Origin of the sequence: Pseudomonas sp. BF-RE-21, from assembly GCF_019947305.1 — a bacterium.
Taxonomy (GTDB): domain Bacteria; phylum Pseudomonadota; class Gammaproteobacteria; order Pseudomonadales; family Pseudomonadaceae; genus Aquipseudomonas; species Aquipseudomonas migulae.
This window is the reverse complement of the sequence record NZ_JAGYGF010000002.1, coordinates 60226-81632: the sequence shown is the minus strand read 5'-3', so window position 1 is coordinate 81632 and position 21407 is coordinate 60226. Positions and strand designations below refer to the sequence as shown.

The window sequence follows — 21407 nt, the reverse complement described above, 5'->3', positions numbered from 1 at the left end:
AAAGGTAGAAGTCTGTGAAACAGAACTCCCTGAATGGATGGTTCAAGAGCGGCGCCCCCGGCGTCTGGATCAGCGGTGGCGCGGTGTCCATCGCGGTCATCATGACCATTGGCCTGCTGGCGGTGATTGCCGTGCGCGGTCTGGGTCACTTCTGGCCGGCGGATTTGATTCACGCCAGCTACGACGTGCCGGGCCAGGCCAATCACCTGGTCATCGGCGAAGTGGTGCAGAAAGAAGAAGTGCCGCGTGCGCGCCTGAAAAGCGCCGGGCTGCCGGTGCCTGACGAAGGCCCGGAGTTCATGACCCGCGAGCTGATCAAGGTCGGCAACCGTGACTTGAACGGCAACGACTTCACCTGGATCGTCGGCGAGTGGCTGACCAACCAGAAGACGCCGCCTGAGCTGATGGCCATCGAGCGTCGCGAGTGGGGCAATTTCTACGGCTACCTGGTCAACGTCAAGCAGGACGGCAAGGTCATCGCTGAAGGCGAAGCCGCGTGGCCTGAGTTGCAGGCCCGTGTTGCCCGCGTCAATCAGCTCGCCTCTCAGCTCAAGACCCTGGAAAAAGTCGACATCGGCGCGATCAACTCAGGTCTCGAACGCATCCGTCTGCACGGTCGCAAACTGGAACTGGCCGGCAAGCTCGATGCCACCGCACAAGCGGACATGGAATCCGAGCGCGCCGAGCTGAACGCACGTTATCAGGACATCGAAGCACGCCTGAACGACCTGCACGCCCAGTTCAATCGCGACAGCCTGACGGCACGCGACGCCAACGGCAAAGAGATTGAAATCGGCATCGGCAAAGTGGTTCACGCCTATCAGCCGAACGCCATGGGCACGATGACCAAGATCGGTTTCTACTTCAGCAAGGTCTGGGAATTCCTCAGCGACGACCCGCGTGAAGCGAACACCGAAGGCGGGATTTTCCCGGCCATCTTCGGCACCGTGATGATGACCCTGATCATGGCAATGATCGTGACTCCGTTCGGCGTACTGGCGGCGGTTTACCTGCGTGAATACGCCAAGCAGAACACGCTGACGCGGATTATCCGCATCGCTGTGAACAACCTGGCGGGCGTTCCGGCGATCGTTTACGGCGTGTTTGGCCTGGGCTTCTTCGTTTACGTGCTGGGCGGCTCGGTCGACCGGTTGTTCTTCCCTGAAGCGCTGCCGGCACCGACCTTCGGTACACCGGGTCTGCTCTGGGCTTCGTTGACCCTGGCGCTGCTGGCGGTGCCGGTGGTGATCGTGGCCACCGAAGAAGGTCTGGCGCGGATTCCTCGCACCGTGCGTGAAGGCTCGTTGGCCCTCGGCGCGACCAAGGCGGAAACCTTGTGGAAGATCGTGCTGCCGATGGCCAGCCCGGCGATGATGACCGGCATGATCCTCGCCGTGGCTCGCGCCGCCGGTGAAGTGGCGCCGCTGATGCTGGTGGGTGTGGTGAAACTGGCGCCGTCGCTGCCGCTGGATGGCAACTACCCGTACCTGCACCTTGACCAGAAGATCATGCACTTGGGCTTCCATATTTATGACGTCGGTTTCCAGAGCCCGAACGTCGAAGCCGCACGACCGCTGGTGTACGCCACAGCGTTGCTGCTGGTGCTGGTGATCGCGACATTGAACCTGTCGGCCGTTTATATCCGTAACCACCTGCGCGAGAAATACAAAGCGCTGGATAGCTGATTTAGCGCCGCTCCCTGTAGGAGCCAGGCTTGCCGGCGAAGGCGATTTCAAGGACGCCTTCGCGGGCAAGCCTCGCTCCTACAGGACGGCAACACCGCTGGCCCATTATGTGAGGCCAGCGGACAACCGAACCGAATTTGTCAGCACAGGGAGCTTCCCATGCAGCACGAAACACATACCCACGGCATCAACATGTCTGCCCTGGGCCGCGACAAACAGAGCCTGAGCCTTGCGCAGGAAACCGTGGCCATTGAAGTGCCGGGCCTGAGCCTGTTCTACGGCGACAAACAAGCGCTGTACGACGTCAGCATGAACATCCCGAAACAGCGCGTGACCGCCTTCATCGGCCCGTCCGGCTGCGGCAAGTCCACGCTGCTGCGCACCTTCAACCGCATGAACGACCTGGTCGATGGCTGCCGCGTAGAAGGTGAAATCAACCTCTACGGCAACAACATCTACCGCAAGGGCGAAGACGTGGCCGAGCTGCGTCGTCGTGTCGGCATGGTGTTCCAGAAGCCGAACCCGTTCCCGAAAACCATTTATGAAAACGTGGTTTACGGCCTGCGCATCCAGGGCATCAACAAAAAGCGCGTCCTCGACGAAGCCGTCGAGTGGGCGTTGAAAGGCGCGGCACTGTGGGACGAAGTCAAAGACCGTCTGCATGAATCGGCACTCGGCCTGTCCGGTGGTCAACAGCAACGTCTGGTGATCGCGCGCACCATCGCCGTGGAACCGGAAGTGCTGCTGCTCGACGAACCGTGCTCGGCACTCGACCCGATCTCGACGCTGAAAGTCGAAGAGCTGATCTACGAACTGAAATCGAAATTCACCATCGTCATCGTGACCCACAACATGCAACAGGCCGCTCGGGTTTCCGATTACACGGCGTTCATGTACATGGGCAAACTGGTGGAATTCGGCGATACCGACACCTTGTTCACCAATCCGGCGAAGAAGCAGACCGAAGACTACATCACTGGTCGCTACGGCTAGGAAGCTGTTGTTGCTCACTGAACTGACGCTGCGGTCCACCGCACCTTACCGGACGCTCCAAGGACGCCAACATGATTAGCAAAGAAGGCCTTACCCATCACATCTCCCAGCAGTTCAACGCTGAGCTCGAGGAAGTGCGCAGCCACCTCCTGGCCATGGGCGGGCTGGTCGAGAAACAGGTCAACGACGCGGTCACCGCGCTGATCGAGGCCGACTCTGGCCTGGCCCAGCAAGTGCGCGAGATCGACGACCAGATCAACCAGATGGAGCGCAACATCGACGAAGAATGCCTGCGCATTCTGGCCCGTCGTCAGCCGGCCGCGTCCGACTTGCGTCTGATCATCAGCATCTCCAAGTCGGTGATCGACCTTGAGCGCATCGGCGACGAAGCAACCAAGATCGCCCGTCGCGCCATCCAGTTGTGTGAAGAAGGCGAAGCCCCGCGCGGCTATGTCGAGGTGCGCCACATCGGCGACCAGGTGCGCAACATGGTTCGCGATGCACTGGACGCGTTTGCCCGTTTCGACGCCGACCTGGCGTTGTCGGTGGCGCAGTACGACAAGATCATCGACCGCGAATACAAGACCGCCCTGCGCGAGCTCGCCACCTACATGATGGAAGACCCGCGCTCTATCTCGCGGGTCTTGAGCATCATCTGGGTGCTGCGTTCGCTGGAGCGCATCGGCGACCACGCGCGCAATATTTCCGAGCTGGTGATTTATCTGGTGCGCGGCACCGACGTGCGTCACTTGGGCCTCAAGCGCATGAAAGAAGAAGTTGAAGGCACAAGTGGTGAAACCGCTAATGTTCCGGGCAAAGTTGACGATAAGTAAGATTGCCCAAGTAAAGCGCCCGGCCTTTTGGCCGGGCGTTTTTGTTTACGGGTTTGTGAATTTGAATGCAGCACCCGCGAACGAAAAGTCCCGGCGTGACTGAAGGTTTATGGCGATGCGCCATCAGTAAAGCGGTATGCTTGCCGGGATTTTTTAAAGGGGTGATGGATGAGTAAGGTCAGTGTATTGGTCGTGGATGATGCGTCGTTCATTCGTGACCTGGTGAAGAAGTGCCTGCGCAACTACTTCCCGGGGATCCGGATCGAAGACGCGGTCAACGGCAAGAAGGCTCAGGCCTTGCTGGCGCGGGAAGCGTTCGACCTGGTCCTGTGCGACTGGGAAATGCCGGAAATGTCCGGCCTGGAACTGCTGACCTGGTGCCGCGAGCAGGACAACCTCAAGACCATGCCCTTTGTCATGGTGACCAGCCGTGGCGACAAAGAGAACGTTGTCCAGGCGATTCAGGCCGGTGTATCCGGCTACGTCAGCAAGCCGTTCACCAACGAACAACTGCTGACCAAGGTCAAGCAGGCGCTGAACAAGGTCGGCAAGCTCGACACCTTGATGAACAGCGCACCGACCAAAATGAACTCGGCGTTCGGCAATGATTCCTTGAGCGCGTTGACCGGCGGCAAGCCTGCCATGGCCAGCGTTGCACCTGCTGCTGCACCGATTGCCCGACCTGCCGCCGCTGCACCAGCGCCAGCACCCGCGGCGGCTGCCCCGTCCCGTGGCCTGCTCAACAGCCCGCCGGTAAAAGCACCGGCGGCGTCTGCAGCACCTACCGGTGGTCGTGGCCAAGGCCAATTGCGCCTGCCCAATGGCATTCAGCAATGCGTGATCAAGGCGTTGAGCCTCAAGGAAGCGCTGCTGGTGGTCAAACGCAGCGAAGCCCTGCCGCAAGTGCTCGACAGCGCCGTGCTCGATCTGGAGCAGGGCGACAACGCTGAAGTCGCCCGCCTGAACGGTTACCTGCACGCCATCGTCGCCCACGAGCAGAAACCCGACAGCGAATGGCTGCAACTGACGTTCCGCTTTGTCGACCAGGATGCGCAGAAGCTGGATTACATCTCCCGTTTGATAGCACGTGGTACGGCGCAGAAGCATTTCGTTCCAGGCGCATAACCTTCGTCGCCTGACAGTCCGCCATCGCTAGCAGGCTAGCTCCCACATTGGAATGCATTTCCCTGTGGGAGCTAGCCTGCTAGCGATGGGGCCATCACATACACCGCACATCTGCGCAACAGCCAATTTTGAAACATCTGCCGACTACCCGGGTCCATTGCAGCTGCTAGGCTCATCCCCAGGCCTTACTCGACAGAATCCTGCCCATGCTCGCGCGCCTGCTGTTTTGCTGTGGTCTGTTCATGGCGTCCTCTACGGCCATGGCCATGACCATCTACAAATCCACCGATGCCAATGGCGTGGTCTCCTACAGCGACCGCCCCACGAAAGGCGCCAAGGTGTTCACTTTTCGTGATCGCATGGTCGAGCACCTTGAGCGTCAGGTGTACCTCGTCATCACCAAGAAAAAAGGCGTGGACAGCGTGTACGTGCGCAACGACCTGTATGCGCCGGTACAGATCGAGTTGAGCTTTGCCGGGCTGCAGAACGTCAGCGGTGCGCCGAGCCGACCGATTCGCCGGGTCATGCCGGCGCGCAGCAGCATTCGTCTGGCGCTGCTCACGGCGACGCGGGCCGAAAGGCCGCTCGCGTACACCCCCAGATTTGAATACTTCCTGGGTGATCCCTCAGGGGCCGCCATGGCCTATCGATACCCGTTCCCCTGGCGCGGTGGACCGTTTCGGCTGAGCCAGGGGGCCAATGGCCAATACAGCCACTTCGGCCCCAAGAATCGCTACGCCATGGATATCGCGATGCCTGAGGGCACGCCGATCATTGCTGCGCGGGGCGGGGTAGTGGTGAAAACCGAGAATGCCCAGACCGGGCGCGGCAACGATCCGTCAGGCAATTTCGTGCGGGTGCTGCACGATGACGGGACGATGGGCGTGTACTTGCACCTCAAGCGGGGTTCGGTGAGTGTTCGCGAGGGGCAGCGGGTGTCGGTGGGCAGTCCGCTGGCGCTGTCGGGCAACACCGGCAACAGCAGCGGGCCGCACCTGCATTTCGTGGTGCAGCGCAATACGGGGATGGGGCTGGTGTCGATTCCGTACCAGTTCAATCAACCGGTGGGCAACCTGCCGAACTTTGCGCTCGGCAAGCAATGATTTGTAGTCCGGACTGACGCTTTCGCGAGCAGGCTCGCTCCCACATTGGAATGCGTTTCCCTGTGGGAGCGAGCCTGCTCGCGATGGGATCGATGCGGTTCCGGATCAGCCGATCAATCCAGCATCAACACCTTGGCCAAAATAATCTTCGGCCCTTTCATCTTCTTGATGATGATCCGCAAACCTTCAACTTCCAGCACTTCTTCCTCTTCCGGCACCCGTTTCAGGGATTCATACACCAGACCGGCGAGGGTTTCGGCTTCGACGTGGTCCAGGTCAATGCCCAGCAGACGCTCGACCTTGAACAGCGGCGTATCACCACGAACCAACAACTTGCCCGGCTGGTACGCGAGAATCCCGCGCTCAGCCTTGCGGTGTTCGTCCTGAATGTCGCCGACCAGCACTTCCAGCACGTCTTCCATGGTCAGGTAGCCGATGACGTTGCCATCGGCCTCTTCGACCAGTGCGAAGTGCGAGCCGCCTTTGCGGAACTGTTCCAGCAACTGCGACAGCGGCATGTGGCGCGACACGCGTTCCAGCGGTCGGGTCAGCTCAGCCAGGTTGAACGACTCGGGAATGTGGTCCAGCGCGGCCAGTTCCAGCAGCAGGTCCTTGATGTGCAGCAGGCCGACGAACTCCTGGCGATCGCTGTCGTACACCGGATAACGGCTGAACTTGTGGCGACGGAACATCGCCAGGATTTCCTTGAGTGGCGCATTGAACTCCAGCGTCACCAGGTCTTCGCGGGAGTTGGCCCAGTCGACCACTTCCAGCTCGCCCATTTCCACCGCCGAGGCCAATACGCGCATGCCTTGGTCGCTCGGGTCCTGGCCACGGCTGGAGTGCAGGATCAGTTTCAGTTCTTCACGGCTGTAATGGTGCTCGTGATGGGGGCCGGGTTCACCCTGGCCAGCAATGCGCAGGATGGTGTTGGCGCTGGCGTTGAGCAGGTAAATCGCCGGGTACATCGCCCAATAGAACAAGTACAGCGGCACGGCGGTCCACAGCGACAGCAATTCGGGTTTGCGGATGGCCCAGGATTTCGGCGCCAGTTCACCCACCACGATGTGCAGGTACGAGATGACAAAGAACGCGGCGAAGAACGACACGGCCTTGATCACTTCGGCCGACTGCACGCCGACGGCTTCCAGCAGCGGTTCGAGGATGTGCGCGAACGCCGGTTCACCGACCCAGCCAAGGCCCAGGGAGGCGAGGGTGATACCCAATTGGCAGGCCGACAGGTAGGCATCGAGCTGACTGTGAACGGTGCGCAGGATGTGCCCGCGCCAGCCGTTTTTATCAGCGATGGCCTCGACCCGGGTCGAGCGCAGTTTGACCATGGCAAATTCCGCCGCAACGAAAAATCCGTTGAGCAACACCAGGATCAGAGCAAAAAGAATCATGCCGAAGTCGGCAAAGAGTGTCGCGAGGGTCAAGCCAGGGGAAGGGTCCATGATGGAGTTTTGCGGGTTCCGTGTATTCGAAAAGGGGGTCAATGCGGTGCCTGAAGGGCAGGCACAAGTCAGCCAATGTAGCGGCTGACCGGGTGCTTGCCTAGTGGCGAATGCTGGCCGGTATCAGTCGGCCGTGCTGATGACTCGGGATTTGGTGACCTGGGCGGGCGCGAAATGGCAGGTAAACGTACTGCCGTGCCCCGGCACGCTGCTGATTTCCATCCGTGCGCGGTGGCGCAGCAGCACATGTTTGACGATTGCCAGCCCAAGCCCGGTGCCGCCGGTGTTGGAGTTGCGGCTGGAATCGACGCGGTAGAACCGTTCGGTCAGGCGCGGCAGGTGTTTGCTGTCAATGCCGATCCCGGAATCCTGCACGCTCAGGTGCGCGCCTTGCTCGTCGCCCCACCAGCGTATGCGGATATTGCCTTCGGCCGGGGTGTATTTCACCGCGTTGAACACCAGGTTGGAAAACGCACTGCGCAATTCGGCTTCGCTGCCCTTGAGCAGAATCGTCGGATCGGCTTCCAGGGTGATGCGCTGGTTTTTCTGCCCGGACAGTTGCTGAGCGTCGCCCTTGATCGATTGCAGCAAGCCATCGATGGCCACGGGCTGGTTGTCCGACGGGTAATCGGTGGCTTCCAGCTTGGCCAGCAGCAGCAAGTCGTTGAGCAACGTCTGCATGCGCCCGCCTTGCTGCTGCATTTGCTGCAGGGCACGGGTCCAGCGCGGGTTCACGTCATCGACGTTGTCGAGCAGGGTTTCCAGATACCCGCAGATCACCGTCAGCGGCGTGCGCAGTTCGTGGGAAACGTTGGCGATAAAGTCTTTGCGCATCTGTTCCAGCTGATGGATGCGTGTCACGTCGCGCACCAGCATCAAGTGTTCATTGTTGCCGTAGCGGGTGATGTACAGCTGAATGCGCAGTCGATCATTGATCGGTGACGGGATTTCCAGCGGCTCGGCGTAGCTGTCCTGCTCGAAGTATTCCTTGAAGCGCGGGTGGCGCACCAGGTTGGTCACCGGCTGGCCGCTGTCCTGCGGCGTCTTGAGACCGAGCAGGGTTTCCGCGGCGCGGTTCCACCATTCGAGGTTGCCGTCGGTGTCGAGCATGATCACCGCGTCTTTCAACGCGGCGGTGGATTCCTGGACCCGGTCGATCACCGCTTGCAGGCGTCCGCGCACGCGTTGGTCGCGGCGTTGCAGGTGATAGATGCTGTCGAACACTTCGCCCCACAGGCCATAGCCATCGGGCGGCGCTTCATCGGGTTTGTGCAGGCGCAGCCACTCGTGCAGACGCAGCAATTGCTTGAGGGTCCAGGCCAGGTAAAGGCCCAGGCCCGCAGCGAGGCTCCAGCCGTAGTAGCCGGTAATCAGGCCGATCACCAGGCAGGCGGTGACCAGTAGCAGCATGTGGCGAATCAGGGTGCCATGCCAGTTTTGGTTCACTTGAACGCGCGTCCTTGTCAGCTTGTCGGGCGGGAAAGGGCTGAATCAGGCTTTGGTGGAAAACCGGTAGCCGGTGCCGCGCACGGTTTGTACGAGATTTTCATAGGCATCACCGAGGGCTTTGCGCAGGCGACGGATGTGCACGTCGACGGTGCGCTCCTCGACATACACATTGCCGCCCCACACCTGATCCAGCAACTGGCCACGGGTGTAGGCGCGTTCCTGGTGGGTCATGAAGAATTGCAGCAAGCGGTATTCGGTCGGGCCCATCTCGGCGGGTTTGCCGTCGATGGTCACGCGGTGGCTGATCGGGTCCAGCAGCAGGCCGCCGACTTCAATCGGTGCCTCGCCATCGGTAGGGCCGGCGCGGCGCAGCACGGCTTTGAGGCGCGCAACCAGCTCACGAGGGGAAAACGGTTTGGTGATGTAGTCGTCGGCGCCGACTTCCAGGCCCTGGATCTTGTTGTCCTCTTCGCCCTTGGCGGTGAGCATGATGATCGGGATGTCCCCGGTCAGCTCATCGCGCTTGAGGCGGCGGGCCAGTTCGATACCGGAGGTGCCGGGCAGCATCCAGTCGAGCAGGATCAGGTCCGGTTTGCGGTCGACGATGATCGCGTGGGCCTGTTGCGAGTTTTCGGCCTCCAGGCAGTCATAGCCGGCCATTTCCAACGCAACGGCGATCATTTCGCGAATGGGCGCTTCGTCGTCGACGATCAGAATGCTCCTGCCAACCATGCCTTTAATCCTCTTGTCATTTAACTGTCTTGCGCCGCATTAGATAACGGAATTATTGCAGTCGTGTGACAGTATTTTAGTCGCCCGGCGATTGTCGCGAACCTGAACTAAGCTCTAAGTCCGAATCCTGACAACCACAAAAGGAAGGTTTCCATGAAGAAATACTCGCATTCCTTCAAGGCTTTGATGCTGACCGCAGCCCTGGCGTTGCCGGCAATGGCCTTCGCGGCTGAGCCTGTGATGATGAAAGACGGTGTGATGGCGGACCACAAGGGCATGACCCTGTACACGTTCGACAAGGACACCACCGCTGGCAAGTCGGTGTGCACTGGTGAATGTGCAGAGTACTGGCCACCGTTCAAGGCGGAAGCGGGCGCCAAGGCCGAAGGTGACTGGACAATCGTCACGCGTGACGATGGCACGATGCAGTGGGCCTACAAGGGCAAACCGCTGTACTACTTCAAGAAGGACGCGAAACCGGGTGACAAAACGGGCGACAAAGTGAAGGACGTCTGGCACGTGCTCCAAGGGCCGAAGATGTAAGCCCGATCCGAAACGGCGGCCTCGTTTCCGTAGGAGCGAGGCTTGCCCGCGAAGGCGTCAGCCGCCTCACCGCACCGCGTAATCCAAGACAATCCCCACAAAAATCGCCAACCCCGCCCAATGGTTGTGCAAGAACGCCTTGAAGCAACGCATCCGGTCCTTGTCACGGGTGTACCAGAACTCCCACGCAAAACAGCCCGCCGCCGCCAGCAATCCCAGGTGAAACCAGCCACCGAGCTCGAATTTCGACCCGGCCAGCAGCAAGCAACCCAACGCCAACCCCTGCAAGGTCAGGATGATCACCCGGTCCGCCTCGCCAAACAGAATCGCCGTGGATTTCACGCCGATCTTCAAGTCGTCGTCGCGATCAGTCATCGCGTAATAGGTGTCATAACCCACCGTCCACAGCAGGTTGGCGATCCACAGCAACCACGCCGCCGCCGGCAGTTCGCCGGTTTCGGCGGTGAACGCCATCGGCATCCCCCAGGAAAACGCCGCGCCCAGCACCACTTGCGGGTAATAGGTGTAGCGCTTCATGAACGGGTAAGTGAAGGCCAGCGCCAAACCGCCGAACGACAACCACACCGTTGGCGCATTGGTGCACAACACCAGCAGGAAACTCACGCCCATCAGCAATGCGAAGAACACCAGCGCTTCTTTGGAGCTGATCTTGCCGCTCGGCAGCGGGCGTTGTTCGGTGCGTTTCACATGGCCATCGACCTTGCGGTCCGCCCAGTCGTTGATCACGCAACCGCCGGCGCGGGTCAGCACCACGCCGAGCACGAAGATCACCACGTTGGCCAGCGACGGCGAACCTTTACCGGCAATCCACAGCGCCCACAGCGTCGGCCACAGCAGCAGGTAAATGCCGATGGGTTTGTCCATGCGCGTCAGCTGAATGAAATCCCAGGCCCGAGGGTTCAAGCGGTTCAGGGACTTGAGCAGGCTCTGGTACATCAGCAGTTCTCCGGATGGGCGCGGGTGGCGTGCCACAAGGTCGGCAGGAAAATCTCGGCCACCAGCACGCTCAAGGCGCCACGGTCGAAGCGCGAGCGACGGCCCCACAATTCAGGTGCCCGGCACTCCACCGGCAGCCACTCCTGAGGATAGTGACAAACCTCGATGGCGCGACGCTGAAACGCCTGATCGCAAAACAGCAACTCGCCCAGCGAGCGGCTGCCCAACTCGTCCATGTGCAACCCGTCGCCCTGCAACGCGCTGCGTGCCGCCACACTGCGGGCGAACACCCAGGCTTCACCGTGGCCGCGCAGATACACCTCGCGCACCCAGCCTTCACTGTCTTCGGCCAGGTCCAGTGCCGCGCATTCGTCCGCGCGCAGCGGTTGCCAGCCTTCGAAAAGCGGCGTGACGCTGAAGCGGTCATTCGACAGACGGGTCAGCCGTCGGGTCAGCGAACCTTCGTCGAACAACCAGTCGAGGGTAGACGTGTCGGGGAGCGGCGAAAGTCGGCTTTGGGGAAGCCAGAAAGGAGGTTTTGAGTGCGGCACAGTGAGTCATTATTGGCAGCAAATGAGGCGGCGAGCTTACCATGTCGGTCGGTGATTTTGATTGATCCGGCGCCCCATTGCGTCGAACAGGCTTGCATCTGCCGGGCCCGATCAGTACAAAACGCCCTGAGCCGGACGGCAGCGCTGCAACCATCGACCGTTCGCGCCGGCAATAAGCCTGAATCCTGAGGATGTACCTGAATGAAAAAGTGGCAATGTGTGGTCTGCGGCCTGATCTACAACGAAGCCGACGGCTGGCCGGATGACGGCATTGCGCCGGGCACCCTGTGGCAAGACGTGCCGGAAGACTGGCTGTGCCCGGACTGCGGCGTCGGCAAGATGGATTTCGAAATGATCGAAATCAACTAAGACATTTAGAGGAGTAAGGAATGAACGCACCTGTCGTGATCGTCGGCACCGGGCTGGCTGGCTACAACCTTGCCCGGGAGTTTCGCAAACTCGATAGCGAAACCCCGCTGCTGCTGATTACCGCCGATGACGGGCGCTCCTACTCCAAGCCGATGCTCTCCACGGGCTTCGGCAAAAACAAAGACGCCGACGGCCTGAGCATGGCCGAACCCGGCGCCATGGCCGAACAGCTGAAGGCCGAAGTGCGCACCCACACGCGCATCAGCGGCATCGACCCGGGCCACAAGCGCCTGTGGATCGGCGAAGAATCGGTGATCTACCGCGACCTGATCCTGGCCTGGGGCGCCGAAACCGTGCGCGTGCCCATCGAAGGTGATGCGGCGGACGCCGTGTTCCCGATCAACGACCTTGAAGACTACGCGCGCTTTCGTGCGGCAGCGGCCGGCAAACGTCGGGTGCTGTTGCTCGGTGCCGGCCTGATCGGCTGTGAATTCGCCAACGACCTGATCCTTGGCGGTTACGAGGTGCAACTGGTTGCACCGTGCGAACAGGTCATGCCGACCTTGCTGCACCCGGCGGCAGCCGCTGCGGTCCAGGCCGGGCTGGAAAGCCTCGGCGCACGTTTCCACCTCGGGCCGGTGCTCAACCGCTTGCAGCGTGTTGAAGAGGGTTTGGAAGCGCATCTGTCGGACGGCCAGGTCATCCCGTGTGACGTGGTGGTCTCCGCCATCGGCCTGCGTCCGCGCATCGACCTGGCGGCCGCCGCCGGTGTGCAGGTCAATCGCGGCGTAGTGGTCGACCGTCACCTGAAAACCTCTCACGCCAACATCTACGCCCTGGGCGACTGCGCCGAAGTCGACGGGCTGAATTTGCTGTACGTGATGCCCCTCATGAGCTGTGCGAGAGCGCTGGCACAAACCCTCGCCGGCAACCCGACAGCCGTGAGCTACGGCGCGATGCCGATCACCGTCAAAACGCCGGTTTGCCCGTTGGTGGTTTCGCCGCCGCCACGGGGTTTGGAGGGCGTCTGGACCGTCGAAGGGCAGGGCGCTGACATCAAGGTTTTATGCCGCGATGCCGCCGGAAAACTGCTCGGTTATGCCCTGACAGGCACGGCGGTAATGGAAAAACTCGCACTGAACAAAGAACTTCCAGCGCTGCTGGCGTAAATACCGGTCGTTCTGTCGGAATCACCCCGCTTTTGCCCCTACAAACGTCGCGCCGAGACTGGCGCGGCTCTTCCGTGCGTGCCATTCTCACTCCCGTCTGCCGCAGAGTAGAGCACCTGCGGCGCTTTGGGCGCTGTTCCAACGAGAACAGCACGGACATAACAACAAAAAACCGTCAAAGGGGCTTCACTAATGCGTAAACCAGAACTCGCCGCCGCCATCGCGGAAAAAGCAGATCTCACCAAAGAACAGGCCAACCGCGTTCTCAACGCCGTTCTCGAAGAAATCACCGGCGCCCTGCACCGCAAGGACAGCGTGACGCTGGTCGGCTTCGGCACCTTCCTGCAACGCCACCGCGGCGCCCGCACCGGCAAAAACCCGCAAACCGGTGAGCCCGTCAAAATCAAGGCCAGCAACACCGTTGCGTTCAAGCCAGGCAAATCGTTGAAAGACAGCGTTAATCCGTAACACGCACCGACGCCCGCATAGCGGGTGAGCGGAACAAAAAATGGGCACGCCAACCAGGTTGGGTGCCCATTTTTTATGGCCACGAGTTTCATGCCGGGCGCCCACGGATGAGACAACACAAAACCCTTGTAGGAGCCGGCTTGCTGGCGATAGCGGTGGATCAATCAACATCAATGTTGCCTGACACACCGCCATCGCCAGCAAGCTGGCTCCTACAGTTTTGCGTGCCGGGTGAATCCCCCGGCTTCCCGCGCGGCGAGGCCGCGACATAAAAATGGGCATGCCAACGGAATGTCGGACGACAACACTCACTGTAGGAGCCGGCTTGCCGGCGATAGCGCCCTATCAACCAACATCAATGTCGCCTGACACACCGCCATCGCCAGCAAGCCGGCTCCTACAGGTATACGTGCGAGACGGATCAACCGCCCCGACTTTGTTGCTTGGCAAAAACCGCCGCCATCTCGGGCTCATCCAGATGATCCAGCGCTCGCTCCACCAACAAGTGCACCCCGTCGGCCATGCGGCTGAGCGCCAGGGCTACGGAGCGGCGTGAACCGTCCACATCGTCGGCGAGGTCGGCGGCGATAGCGCTGATGGACAGCAGATCTTCCGAGGCGTTGGCGAGGAGGGCTTCGGTGTTGATGCCGGGGCAGACGCTGAAGAGCTGGCCGTTGCGTTTCGGTGGTTTGGGTTCGGCTGGCGGGAAGTGATGGTCGAGGGCGCGTTCGGCGGCTTCGTTGAGTTTGTTTGAGTCGGGGCTTTCGTATGGGGAAACCGGATCGGTTTCCGGTGGGTTTGGTGTGACCTTGAACATGGTTACTTTCCTTTAGTCGGGCCGTGACCATTTCGCGACTAAACGAAAAGGAGGCGGCTGTGCGCAAGTTAGTCGACCGGTAAAGTCACCAAAAACCCGGCGCGCCCAAGGGCGCCATGCGCACAGCCACCATCAAGTGCAGGCAAACACCTGACTGGATGACACTTGTGCAACCGTAGATGACTAGCCGGGCGACTAAACCCGATCACTGATGAGCAGTGACACGAACCAAGTTACCGACCGCCCCCAAGGCGCACAAGCCGGCGGATTCTGGCGTAGCCGTAGGCAACGACGCAAGGTGTTGTAGCTCTCAGGAAGTAACTTACAAGGCTTTTAAACAAGCTCGGTCAAGTGGTGTTTAAGTGGCAGCGACACTGCCACTTTTTTTCTTTCGGGCAAGCGCTACACAATCGAATCAATATCCAAATGGAAGGGTTTGCCCACCGCATGCCCGCCCGTAATTGCCGCAATAGCCGCGCCATTGTCTTCCGGGGGTGACGGAATCATCGCCAGTGGATCGTGGGCAGTATTTTTCGGATGGGCTCTCCAACGTAGCAGGATTTCTTGCACCCACTCGGGCTGGTCGGCATGGCTGCCATAAACATCGGCCACGGTAACTGTGTGCTTGTGCGGCGCTTCCAGGCGAGCTTGGGTCATCCGGAGATTTTCGACTTCTTTTTCAAGATCCCTGATGTCTTGGGCATCTCGCTGAGGATTGGCATAAGCGCGAGACTGCCTTTCGATTTTCGTGCTCAATGCTTTCAGTTGCCCTCTGACGTTTTCCAGATTGGCGTTGACCCGTTCGAATTCCGTCAACGTCACCCGCGAACGTCTTTTTACCTGCGCTTCCTGCCAGCGGCGCAGGGTGGCCCAGCAGCCGGGAATGTAGCTGCCAACCATCGAGTGATGGCCGCCGTCTATTATCTGCCGCAGGAATGAACCACGCTTGGGCAAGCCATTGGTCTGTCGCAGCGCCTCGGCGTAGCCATGGTCGTTGATCGTACTGCAACCCGGTTCCCAGAGAATGGAGGATTTACGTCCATCGCCGAAGTCCACCGGCATGAAGTGACGTAATTTGCCGTGATGCCCATAGGGGTCACCCGTAAAGTTGATGATCCCGCCGATGAAGAAAGCCAAACCACCGACCGGGTGGAAGGCAAGTACCGCTCCATGGGTGGCATATACCGGAACGCGGTTGGACGGCGTGTTCATCCAGGTGGAAGGAACGCTCGGTACGGGGTCGTTGTGGAAGACGACGCGGTGGTGATGCAGCGGTTGTGCAGCCTCGATAAAGGTAGAGTCGGCGGCGCGGGGGGCGCCGTAGGTGTAAAGCACGATGTCTGGCGAGTATTGGGTGTCGCGTCGCAACATCTCCGCCAGTATCAGCGCCACTGCACCACCAAGACTGTGCCCGCAAATTACCAGCTTTTGTCCGCTGTAGAATTTTTCCAAATACTTCACGGCAAACTTGTAGGCCACTTTCGCGGCCCGATAAAAACCGTTGTGCACCTTGCCATCCCCTTCCTCGAAGGGTACTTGGTGGGCATCCGCATCAAGCCAAGCGTCGGGCCATTTCTCACTGGTTCCCCTGACACTGATCAATATCAACTCGTCGTGATGGCTGATAAAGGCCTGAGTGTCCGAGCTTTCCTCTAGTTCGCGATCATCAAGGAAGTGCAGCTTCGTCGGGTGTTCCTGCTCCGCACCCAACTCAGGGTCGTTGACCTCTGGATACAACTGCGGGTCGAACGGCACCACTTCCAGACGTTTGGAGTAAGGCACCTCTTCATACAGGGGGTAGAACTTCTCAGTCTGTGAGTTATCGACTTGCCATAACTCTTCAAATTGCGGCAAGGCATGACCCAACCAGTTGCCGCTGCTGGGCCGTAATGGAAATGACACGTTGTCGGTGGTTACGGGCTGGGTGTTCGGCTCTTGACCAAAATCGGTGTAACTCAACGTCGACATCAGTGCCAGTTGATAGAGGTTGAGTGCGCAAAACTCGTTGCTGGTCGACAACATCGGCCGCAGCGCCCTCATCGGGCGTACTTCCAACACATGATGTTTGTTCGGCAGTAAAGCGATGCCTTTTGGCTTGGGCGTCGGCGGGACGAACCCCAGTTCGGACATGCCCATGTCTGCCGGGGTCATGACAGCGCCCATTCCTCCATCCGTGGCACCTTTATTCTGAAGCGTGAATGATCTGGTTTTTGCGGGCTGGCGGAACAGCGTGTGTAGCACCGTGTTGGGTGGGGCGCTGCGCGAGGTCAAGGGCGGCAAATGCGCAACATGCTTGACCAGTTCGCTCACTTCAACCTGGTAATAGGCTTCGGGATCCGCGAGGTCTTTTGCTGGATTTGCGAGAGTGCGTACGCCTGATTTGTCGAAAAAACGTGTTTTTTCGGCACGTACTTGTAGTTCGGTGATGGGGAGTGGGTAGTTCGGTCTTTCACGTAAAAACGAGTATGTTTTTTCACTCCCTTGATATGGCTGATTCAGCTTGAGCAATACCGGGCCACAGAAGTGGTTGTCTACCTTTCCGGCCCCGGTTGCATCGAGCTTTCCGGTGTAAACGGCATCCTCGTAATCAGTAATCTCGTAGGGTAAACCGGCATAAGGCTTGCCATCACCGAACTCGTCCACTAATTGAAAGCTCGTCGAATGACCTCGCAGTGGGCAAGCGTGGATATTGCCCCCCATAAATGGCACATCACTTACCGCTAAAGATTCAATACTCATGGGGTTTGTTCCTTGTTTTCCGTGCATCCCGGGTAAATGGTGCAAGTCCGTTCATCCACCAACCTGAAGGTGCTGAAATCCTCGTGATTACCGAAGCAAAACGCGTATTGGTCTTCGAAGTTGTCGCCCATGCAGCGTTTCCATCCACCGGGCACTTTTACCCAAGTATCACCAATCGCAGGTAGTTCTTCCTCGGCCAACTTGATCTTCAGCCTCACGGTTTTGCCAGGTAGCTGGTTTAGGGTGTAAGCCGTGAAAGGGCGACCTCGGGCGACATTTCCCTGTTCATCCATTCTTTTGCAAGTAAGCAGTTTTATCAGGTAGCGCTTGGGGCCGACTGTGCGAAAAGCCCACTGGCACTCACCAAAGAACTCACCTACGCCGTCAGTGTTGAAAGTGCCCATTTGTCGCTCTAACAACTCTGGGCGCACAGCAATAACGGCATCGTCATAGCTCCGGTTGCCCCGTCCAGGGCCAAAGATGCCCATGACCTCGACCTCCACACGGTTCAACGCCAGCGGACAGCCGCTCACGGTTCTGTAAAGCGGGATCTCGGAAGTCGCTTCGTATTCCATGTAGACCTTGTTGAAACCGAGCTGAGTACCTTTCCCGCCCGGCACGGTGCACGTCTGCCCTTGGGCGGGCACGTAGTTGGCCGTCAGTTCGTACTTGAAGTCAGGCGGGAAATCGGGGACGAAGGTAAATGTCTCTCGCTTTCCAACAGCAGTACAACCCAAAGTAAGGGAAAGAGCAGCGGAGAGGGTTAAGCTTTGAATAACCCGTTTCACGTGCAAAGCAGCTCCACAGCACCCCAGCGCTTTTTGATGCTTCATAGGTTTTCATCCTTGTTTTCCGTGCAGCCAAAGTAAAAAGGGGGAAGTGTTGCGATCAGCCGGTATGTAGAAGGTCAGTTCCCTTCTGCGCTTACCTTTGATTACCCGGGGAATTTTCCACACAAAGCGTTCCCTTTGTAGCTATGAACTAAAGGTCCTAGAAACATAAGAGGGCCGCAGGCATAAAAATCAGAGTTGAATTTTTGGTCTTTGTACACCTTGCATACAGGCAGCATTAATGGGATTGGTAAAATTAGAGCCCATAGCGTAATCCCACACCACTCACGGGTTGTTTTGTCTCCGCTGCGTGTATAAGGATCAGGTGTTTTTAGGGTGTAACCAATGCAGCCAGTTAAAGAGGTCGTAATCAAAATTACGATAATTCTGTTTGCTGCTAATTTAATTATTTTCATATTGTCGTTTTTAAAGTTCGCATTGATTGGGTGATTTCGTACCTTTTTAAGGTGCTGACGACGCGCTTTATATGTCCGCATCTCCCTGCCAATACAGCACTTGCTGATACACCCGCTCAAAATGCGCCGCCGAGTCCTCTTCCGGCTTCGGTTGCCATGTCCTGGGCGGTAAGTACCCCGGTGCCTTCAAGCACTGAGTCAACAAAAAATGCACCTGCTCGGGTTGCTGCCAATTCCATAAATGGGCCAGTTGAATCAGGCCCCACAACCAGTCATCCACGTTCCGCTCTGCGGCGAGCCGAGCCAGGACTTCGGTGTGCTCACGGACCAAATAGCGGCGCGTGTTATCGAACTGAACATTCGCGTAGACAATCTCCGGCGTCGGGGTTTTCAGCCACGCCGGCTCAAGGGGCAGCGGATGTTTGCCGGGGTCAGGGTTGTCCGTGACCGTCCATTGCTCGGCGTGCCAATAACAAACGCTGGCAATCGGCCCCAGATAATCGGCGTACTGCTCAGGTTTCAGATAGCTGAGGGCGCGCCCCAGTACGCGATTATCGTGGAAGCGATACAGCGCCAGATTCGGGCGCTCACCGACCACCAGCCGGTCGCGCCAGTGAGCGACCAAAGCATCAAGGTCCGTGAGAGCGGCGCTTGCCAGCCAGCCCCAATGACACTCTGGCGTATCGAGCAGCGCCTGAATGACCGGATGTTTGACGGTCCCCAGCTGAAAAAGAACTGGGCCTGCTTGCGCCATTGAATTCGCCGCCGTACCTATATACAGATTGCGGTACCGCTCGGCGCCCAGTTCCTTGGTTAACGCGTTGCGCTCGTCGAGATGACCGTCTGAGTCGAGCACCAGATAGAGTTCCCGTGCGGACCGGGATTGATCGAACAGCCATTGTTCAAGGGTATTCATGCGACTTCTCCGATGCTGCATTGGCCAGCAAGACAGGCCTCGCAAAGCGGGCAGTAGTCCGCCGCCTGCTGTCGGGCGCTGGCGACGATGGACATTGGGTTGGCGATAGCGGCATTCGCAGTGCGAGCCGGAGCTTGTAGCGCCTGTAACGGCTGAATACCCGCCAGTGGCGCACCGCCCTCGACGATGGCCACGCTGCTGAAAATCCCGCCCGCGTTGATGACAATGTGGTGACCTCCCGCCGTGAGCGTCAGGCTCATGCCCGCATCGATCACTACGTTGGTGGCAGTGACATGAGCCTGTTGACCAGCCTGAATCACCAGCGAACCCGCGGACGTGGTGCTGCTGTTGCCGCTGATAGTGATCAACTCGTCACTGCCGATCACCGTGCTGCGCGCGCCTTGGGTGGTGTGTAATTCCTTGCCCCTGATCAGGCTGGTGCTGTTGTTGTCCACCTGTTCGAAGCGGTCGTTGTTGATCAGACTGTGGCTGTCGTTGAGGATCAGTTGCTCGATGTCGCGTTGTGCGCGTAGGTAGATTTTTTCCCGCCCGGCGCGGTCTTCAATCGACAATTCGTTGTAGCCGCCATTGCGCGGTAAGCTCTGGCTGCGCAGCACCGTTCTGGTTTTGTGCTCGGGCAGTGGATGCGCGACGGACATGACCTTGTTGGTCACACAACCGGTGATCAACGGTTGATCCGGATCGCCTTCCTGAAAAGTCACGACCACTTCCATCCCGACGCGCGGGATCGTCACCGCGCCAAATCCCTCGCCTGCCCAGCTAGACGCAACTCGTAGCCAGCAACTGCTTTTTTCGCTGTTGAGTTCTGTTCGATCCCAAGGCATTTCGACGCGAACCCGGCCGTATTCGTCGCAAAAAATATCCTCTCCGGGCGGACCTGTGACACGAGCGGTCTGGCAGACCAACACAGGTTTTCGGGGGGGCAGAGGAGGGCGGTAGAGCACGTCTGACGGAATAGCGTTGAAGCCGTTGCGGTAGCCTTGAGTGAAACCGTCCGCGGGTGGGGCGTCGCTGATGAATGCCTCTTCCAGAGATTGCGGTTGTTTCCCTTCGTGACGAAGGCTCATCAGCAACCACAAGCCGTTGCAGGTTGTGCGCGGGTGTTCAGTCAGGTCGAACAAGTAACCGCTACGCAGTGTCGGCTGATTGCTTGCTCCCACGACCAACTGATAGTCGCTGCGGTGTCGCTCCAGTGCTTGGCGGACTAGCTGTTTGCCATGTTTCTCAGACTTCATCAGCAGCGGATAGCGGTAGTCTTCAAGCTCGGGGGTGAATTCCGCGGTGAAGCTACTTTCCAGCAACAGGCTCGGGCGTTTCAGGTCATAGTCGCGGCGTGTGACCGTGCTGGTGCGGGTGCTGAAACCCATGGCAAACCGGTGGACGACCGGATGCTCGGCGACCATGCCGGCGCCTTGCCGATAGGGGGTTGCGCCGAGAGTCGGTAAAAAGACCTGGTCGTCGGTGAACACCAGCAAATGACTTTCAGGCGAATGCTGGTGATGCCATGCAATACCGTCTTCAGCGCACAGACGCTGGACGAATTCGAAGTCACTTTCCCCATATTGGGTGCAAAACTCGCGCTTGACGCTGGTGCTGACATGGAAGGTAAACACATCCGTCTGCATGCCATGTTTTTGGAGAACCTGAGTGATGATTTGTGGCACGGTCAGATTCTGGAAAATCCGTTGGTTGTGGCTGAACTTTAAGTAGTAGAGGCTGGGGACCAGTGTCAGCTGATAGCGGGTCAGGCGCTTTCCGGATTCGCCCGCAACCACATTTTCGATATGGCCATGAATGCCTTCGCCGTTGAGGCCGAATTGGAGAAAGGCGGGTTGGTTGAGCAAGCTTTCCAGATCGAAATCCGGATGCTCGCTGACCAGGTCAACCTGGATCGAATACAAGGCGCTGATGGTTTCCGTGCCTTCGAAGGCCAGCACTTTGAAGTCGTTGCGAATCGTCGGGATCAGAAGGGTGAAGTGAGCAACGTTGGCCGATGCAAGCATGCGCTTTTCCTTTTGCTACGTAGTCGCTCGTCCTTAAGCGGAAAGAAAAAATCGGCGAAACCGAGCCATACGTGCCCGGATTAAGTCGCCAAAATGCCGGGCACGCTAACAAGGCATGCAAAGTATTGATGTAGGAAGGATCTTGAAGAGTGGTGTGATATTTCCCAGATACCCGAAGTTCCATTTTGGAACTTTGTTTTAAATTCAAAGTGGCCATCATAGTGATGGCACTTT

Annotated in this window: 19 protein-coding genes; 9 read left to right on the top strand and 10 right to left on the bottom strand. The window is 58.8% G+C overall.

All coding sequences use genetic code 11. From position 1 onward, the window contains the following. Window positions 1–14 precede the first annotated feature (14 nt). The 5 genes from pstA (at window position 15) to KGB25_RS01970 (ending at window position 5739) form a co-directional block, all read left to right on the top strand. Complete coding sequence (gene pstA, locus KGB25_RS01990; protein ID WP_008030699.1) at window positions 15–1685, top strand: phosphate ABC transporter permease PstA; 1671 nt, start codon at window positions 15–17, stop codon at window positions 1683–1685. A gap of 159 nt (window positions 1686–1844) precedes the next feature. Further along, window positions 1845–2678: a phosphate ABC transporter ATP-binding protein PstB gene (gene pstB, locus KGB25_RS01985; protein ID WP_008030698.1), complete on the top strand. Its 834-nt coding sequence runs from the start codon at window positions 1845–1847 to the stop codon at window positions 2676–2678. Window positions 2679–2749: 71 nt separating this feature from the next. After that, window positions 2750–3511: a phosphate signaling complex protein PhoU gene (phoU, locus tag KGB25_RS01980; protein ID WP_008030696.1), complete on the top strand. Its 762-nt coding sequence runs from the start codon at window positions 2750–2752 to the stop codon at window positions 3509–3511. A gap of 168 nt (window positions 3512–3679) precedes the next feature. Next, window positions 3680–4636 carry a response regulator gene (locus KGB25_RS01975; protein ID WP_008038130.1) on the top strand — a complete coding sequence of 319 codons (957 nt, stop codon included), beginning with the start codon at window positions 3680–3682 and terminating at the stop codon, window positions 4634–4636. 206 nt (window positions 4637–4842) lie between these two features. Then, a complete protein-coding gene (locus KGB25_RS01970; RefSeq protein WP_223434113.1) occupies window positions 4843–5739 on the top strand; it encodes a peptidoglycan DD-metalloendopeptidase family protein in 897 nt (298 codons plus the stop codon). Between the two features lie 113 nt (window positions 5740–5852). Here the strand turns inward: KGB25_RS01970 and KGB25_RS01965 are convergent, their stop codons facing one another. The 3 genes from KGB25_RS01965 to phoB form a co-directional block, all read right to left on the bottom strand. Then, on the bottom strand, window positions 5853–7193 hold the full coding sequence (locus KGB25_RS01965) for a hemolysin family protein (protein WP_008030693.1): 1341 nt from the start codon (window positions 7191–7193) through the stop codon (window positions 5853–5855). A 123-nt stretch (window positions 7194–7316) separates the two neighbouring features. Beyond that, the gene (phoR, locus tag KGB25_RS01960; protein WP_219739792.1) at window positions 7317–8603 is read right to left on the bottom strand and encodes a phosphate regulon sensor histidine kinase PhoR; all 1287 of its coding nucleotides are present in this window, start codon (window positions 8601–8603) and stop codon (window positions 7317–7319) included. Window positions 8604–8684: 81 nt separating this feature from the next. Next, window positions 8685–9374 carry a phosphate regulon transcriptional regulator PhoB gene (gene phoB / locus KGB25_RS01955; protein WP_007896474.1) on the bottom strand — a complete coding sequence of 230 codons (690 nt, stop codon included), beginning with the start codon at window positions 9372–9374 and terminating at the stop codon, window positions 8685–8687. A 153-nt stretch (window positions 9375–9527) separates the two neighbouring features. On the opposite strand from phoB, the gene KGB25_RS01950 reads away from it, so the two are divergent. Then, window positions 9528–9917: a hypothetical protein gene (locus tag KGB25_RS01950; RefSeq protein ID WP_192228182.1), complete on the top strand. Its 390-nt coding sequence runs from the start codon at window positions 9528–9530 to the stop codon at window positions 9915–9917. 66 nt (window positions 9918–9983) lie between these two features. On the opposite strand, the gene ubiA is transcribed toward KGB25_RS01950, so the two are convergent. After that, window positions 9984–10874 carry a 4-hydroxybenzoate octaprenyltransferase gene (gene ubiA, locus KGB25_RS01945; RefSeq protein ID WP_223434112.1) on the bottom strand — a complete coding sequence of 297 codons (891 nt, stop codon included), beginning with the start codon at window positions 10872–10874 and terminating at the stop codon, window positions 9984–9986. Further along, window positions 10874–11425, bottom strand: coding sequence for a chorismate--pyruvate lyase family protein (locus KGB25_RS01940; protein ID WP_192417712.1), 552 nt, complete (start codon window positions 11423–11425; stop codon window positions 10874–10876). Before KGB25_RS01940 ends, ubiA begins: the two co-directional genes overlap by 1 nt. Window positions 11426–11626: 201 nt before the next feature. On the opposite strand from KGB25_RS01940, the gene KGB25_RS01935 reads away from it, so the two are divergent. The 3 genes from KGB25_RS01935 to KGB25_RS01925 all read left to right on the top strand — a co-directional run bounded on the left by KGB25_RS01935 (window position 11627) and on the right by KGB25_RS01925 (window position 13431). Further along, window positions 11627–11794 (top strand): rubredoxin, encoded by a 168-nt coding sequence (locus KGB25_RS01935; RefSeq protein WP_007954349.1) that lies wholly within the window; start codon window positions 11627–11629, stop codon window positions 11792–11794. Window positions 11795–11814: 20 nt separating this feature from the next. After that, window positions 11815–12963 (top strand): NAD(P)/FAD-dependent oxidoreductase, encoded by a 1149-nt coding sequence (locus KGB25_RS01930; RefSeq protein WP_223434111.1) that lies wholly within the window; start codon window positions 11815–11817, stop codon window positions 12961–12963. Window positions 12964–13155: 192 nt separating this feature from the next. Beyond that, window positions 13156–13431, top strand: coding sequence for an HU family DNA-binding protein (locus tag KGB25_RS01925; RefSeq protein ID WP_003213368.1), 276 nt, complete (start codon window positions 13156–13158; stop codon window positions 13429–13431). A 421-nt stretch (window positions 13432–13852) separates the two neighbouring features. On the opposite strand, the gene KGB25_RS01920 is transcribed toward KGB25_RS01925, so the two are convergent. The 5 genes from KGB25_RS01920 to KGB25_RS01900 all read right to left on the bottom strand — a co-directional run bounded on the left by KGB25_RS01920 (window position 13853) and on the right by KGB25_RS01900 (window position 21173). After that, complete coding sequence (locus KGB25_RS01920) at window positions 13853–14248, bottom strand: DUF6124 family protein (protein WP_223434110.1); 396 nt, start codon at window positions 14246–14248, stop codon at window positions 13853–13855. Between the two features lie 402 nt (window positions 14249–14650). Beyond that, complete coding sequence (locus KGB25_RS01915) at window positions 14651–16987, bottom strand: lipase family protein (RefSeq protein WP_223434109.1); 2337 nt, start codon at window positions 16985–16987, stop codon at window positions 14651–14653. Further along, window positions 16984–17775 (bottom strand): hypothetical protein, encoded by a 792-nt coding sequence (locus tag KGB25_RS01910; protein WP_223434198.1) that lies wholly within the window; start codon window positions 17773–17775, stop codon window positions 16984–16986. The genes KGB25_RS01915 and KGB25_RS01910 overlap by 4 nt, the downstream gene beginning before the upstream one ends. Window positions 17776–18300: 525 nt before the next feature. Then, entirely contained in the window at window positions 18301–19149 is an 849-nt protein-coding gene (locus KGB25_RS01905; RefSeq protein WP_223434108.1) for a DUF4123 domain-containing protein, read from the bottom strand. Further along, window positions 19146–21173, bottom strand: coding sequence for a type VI secretion system tip protein VgrG (locus tag KGB25_RS01900; protein WP_223434107.1), 2028 nt, complete (start codon window positions 21171–21173; stop codon window positions 19146–19148). Before KGB25_RS01900 ends, KGB25_RS01905 begins: the two co-directional genes overlap by 4 nt. Window positions 21174–21407 lie beyond the last annotated feature (234 nt).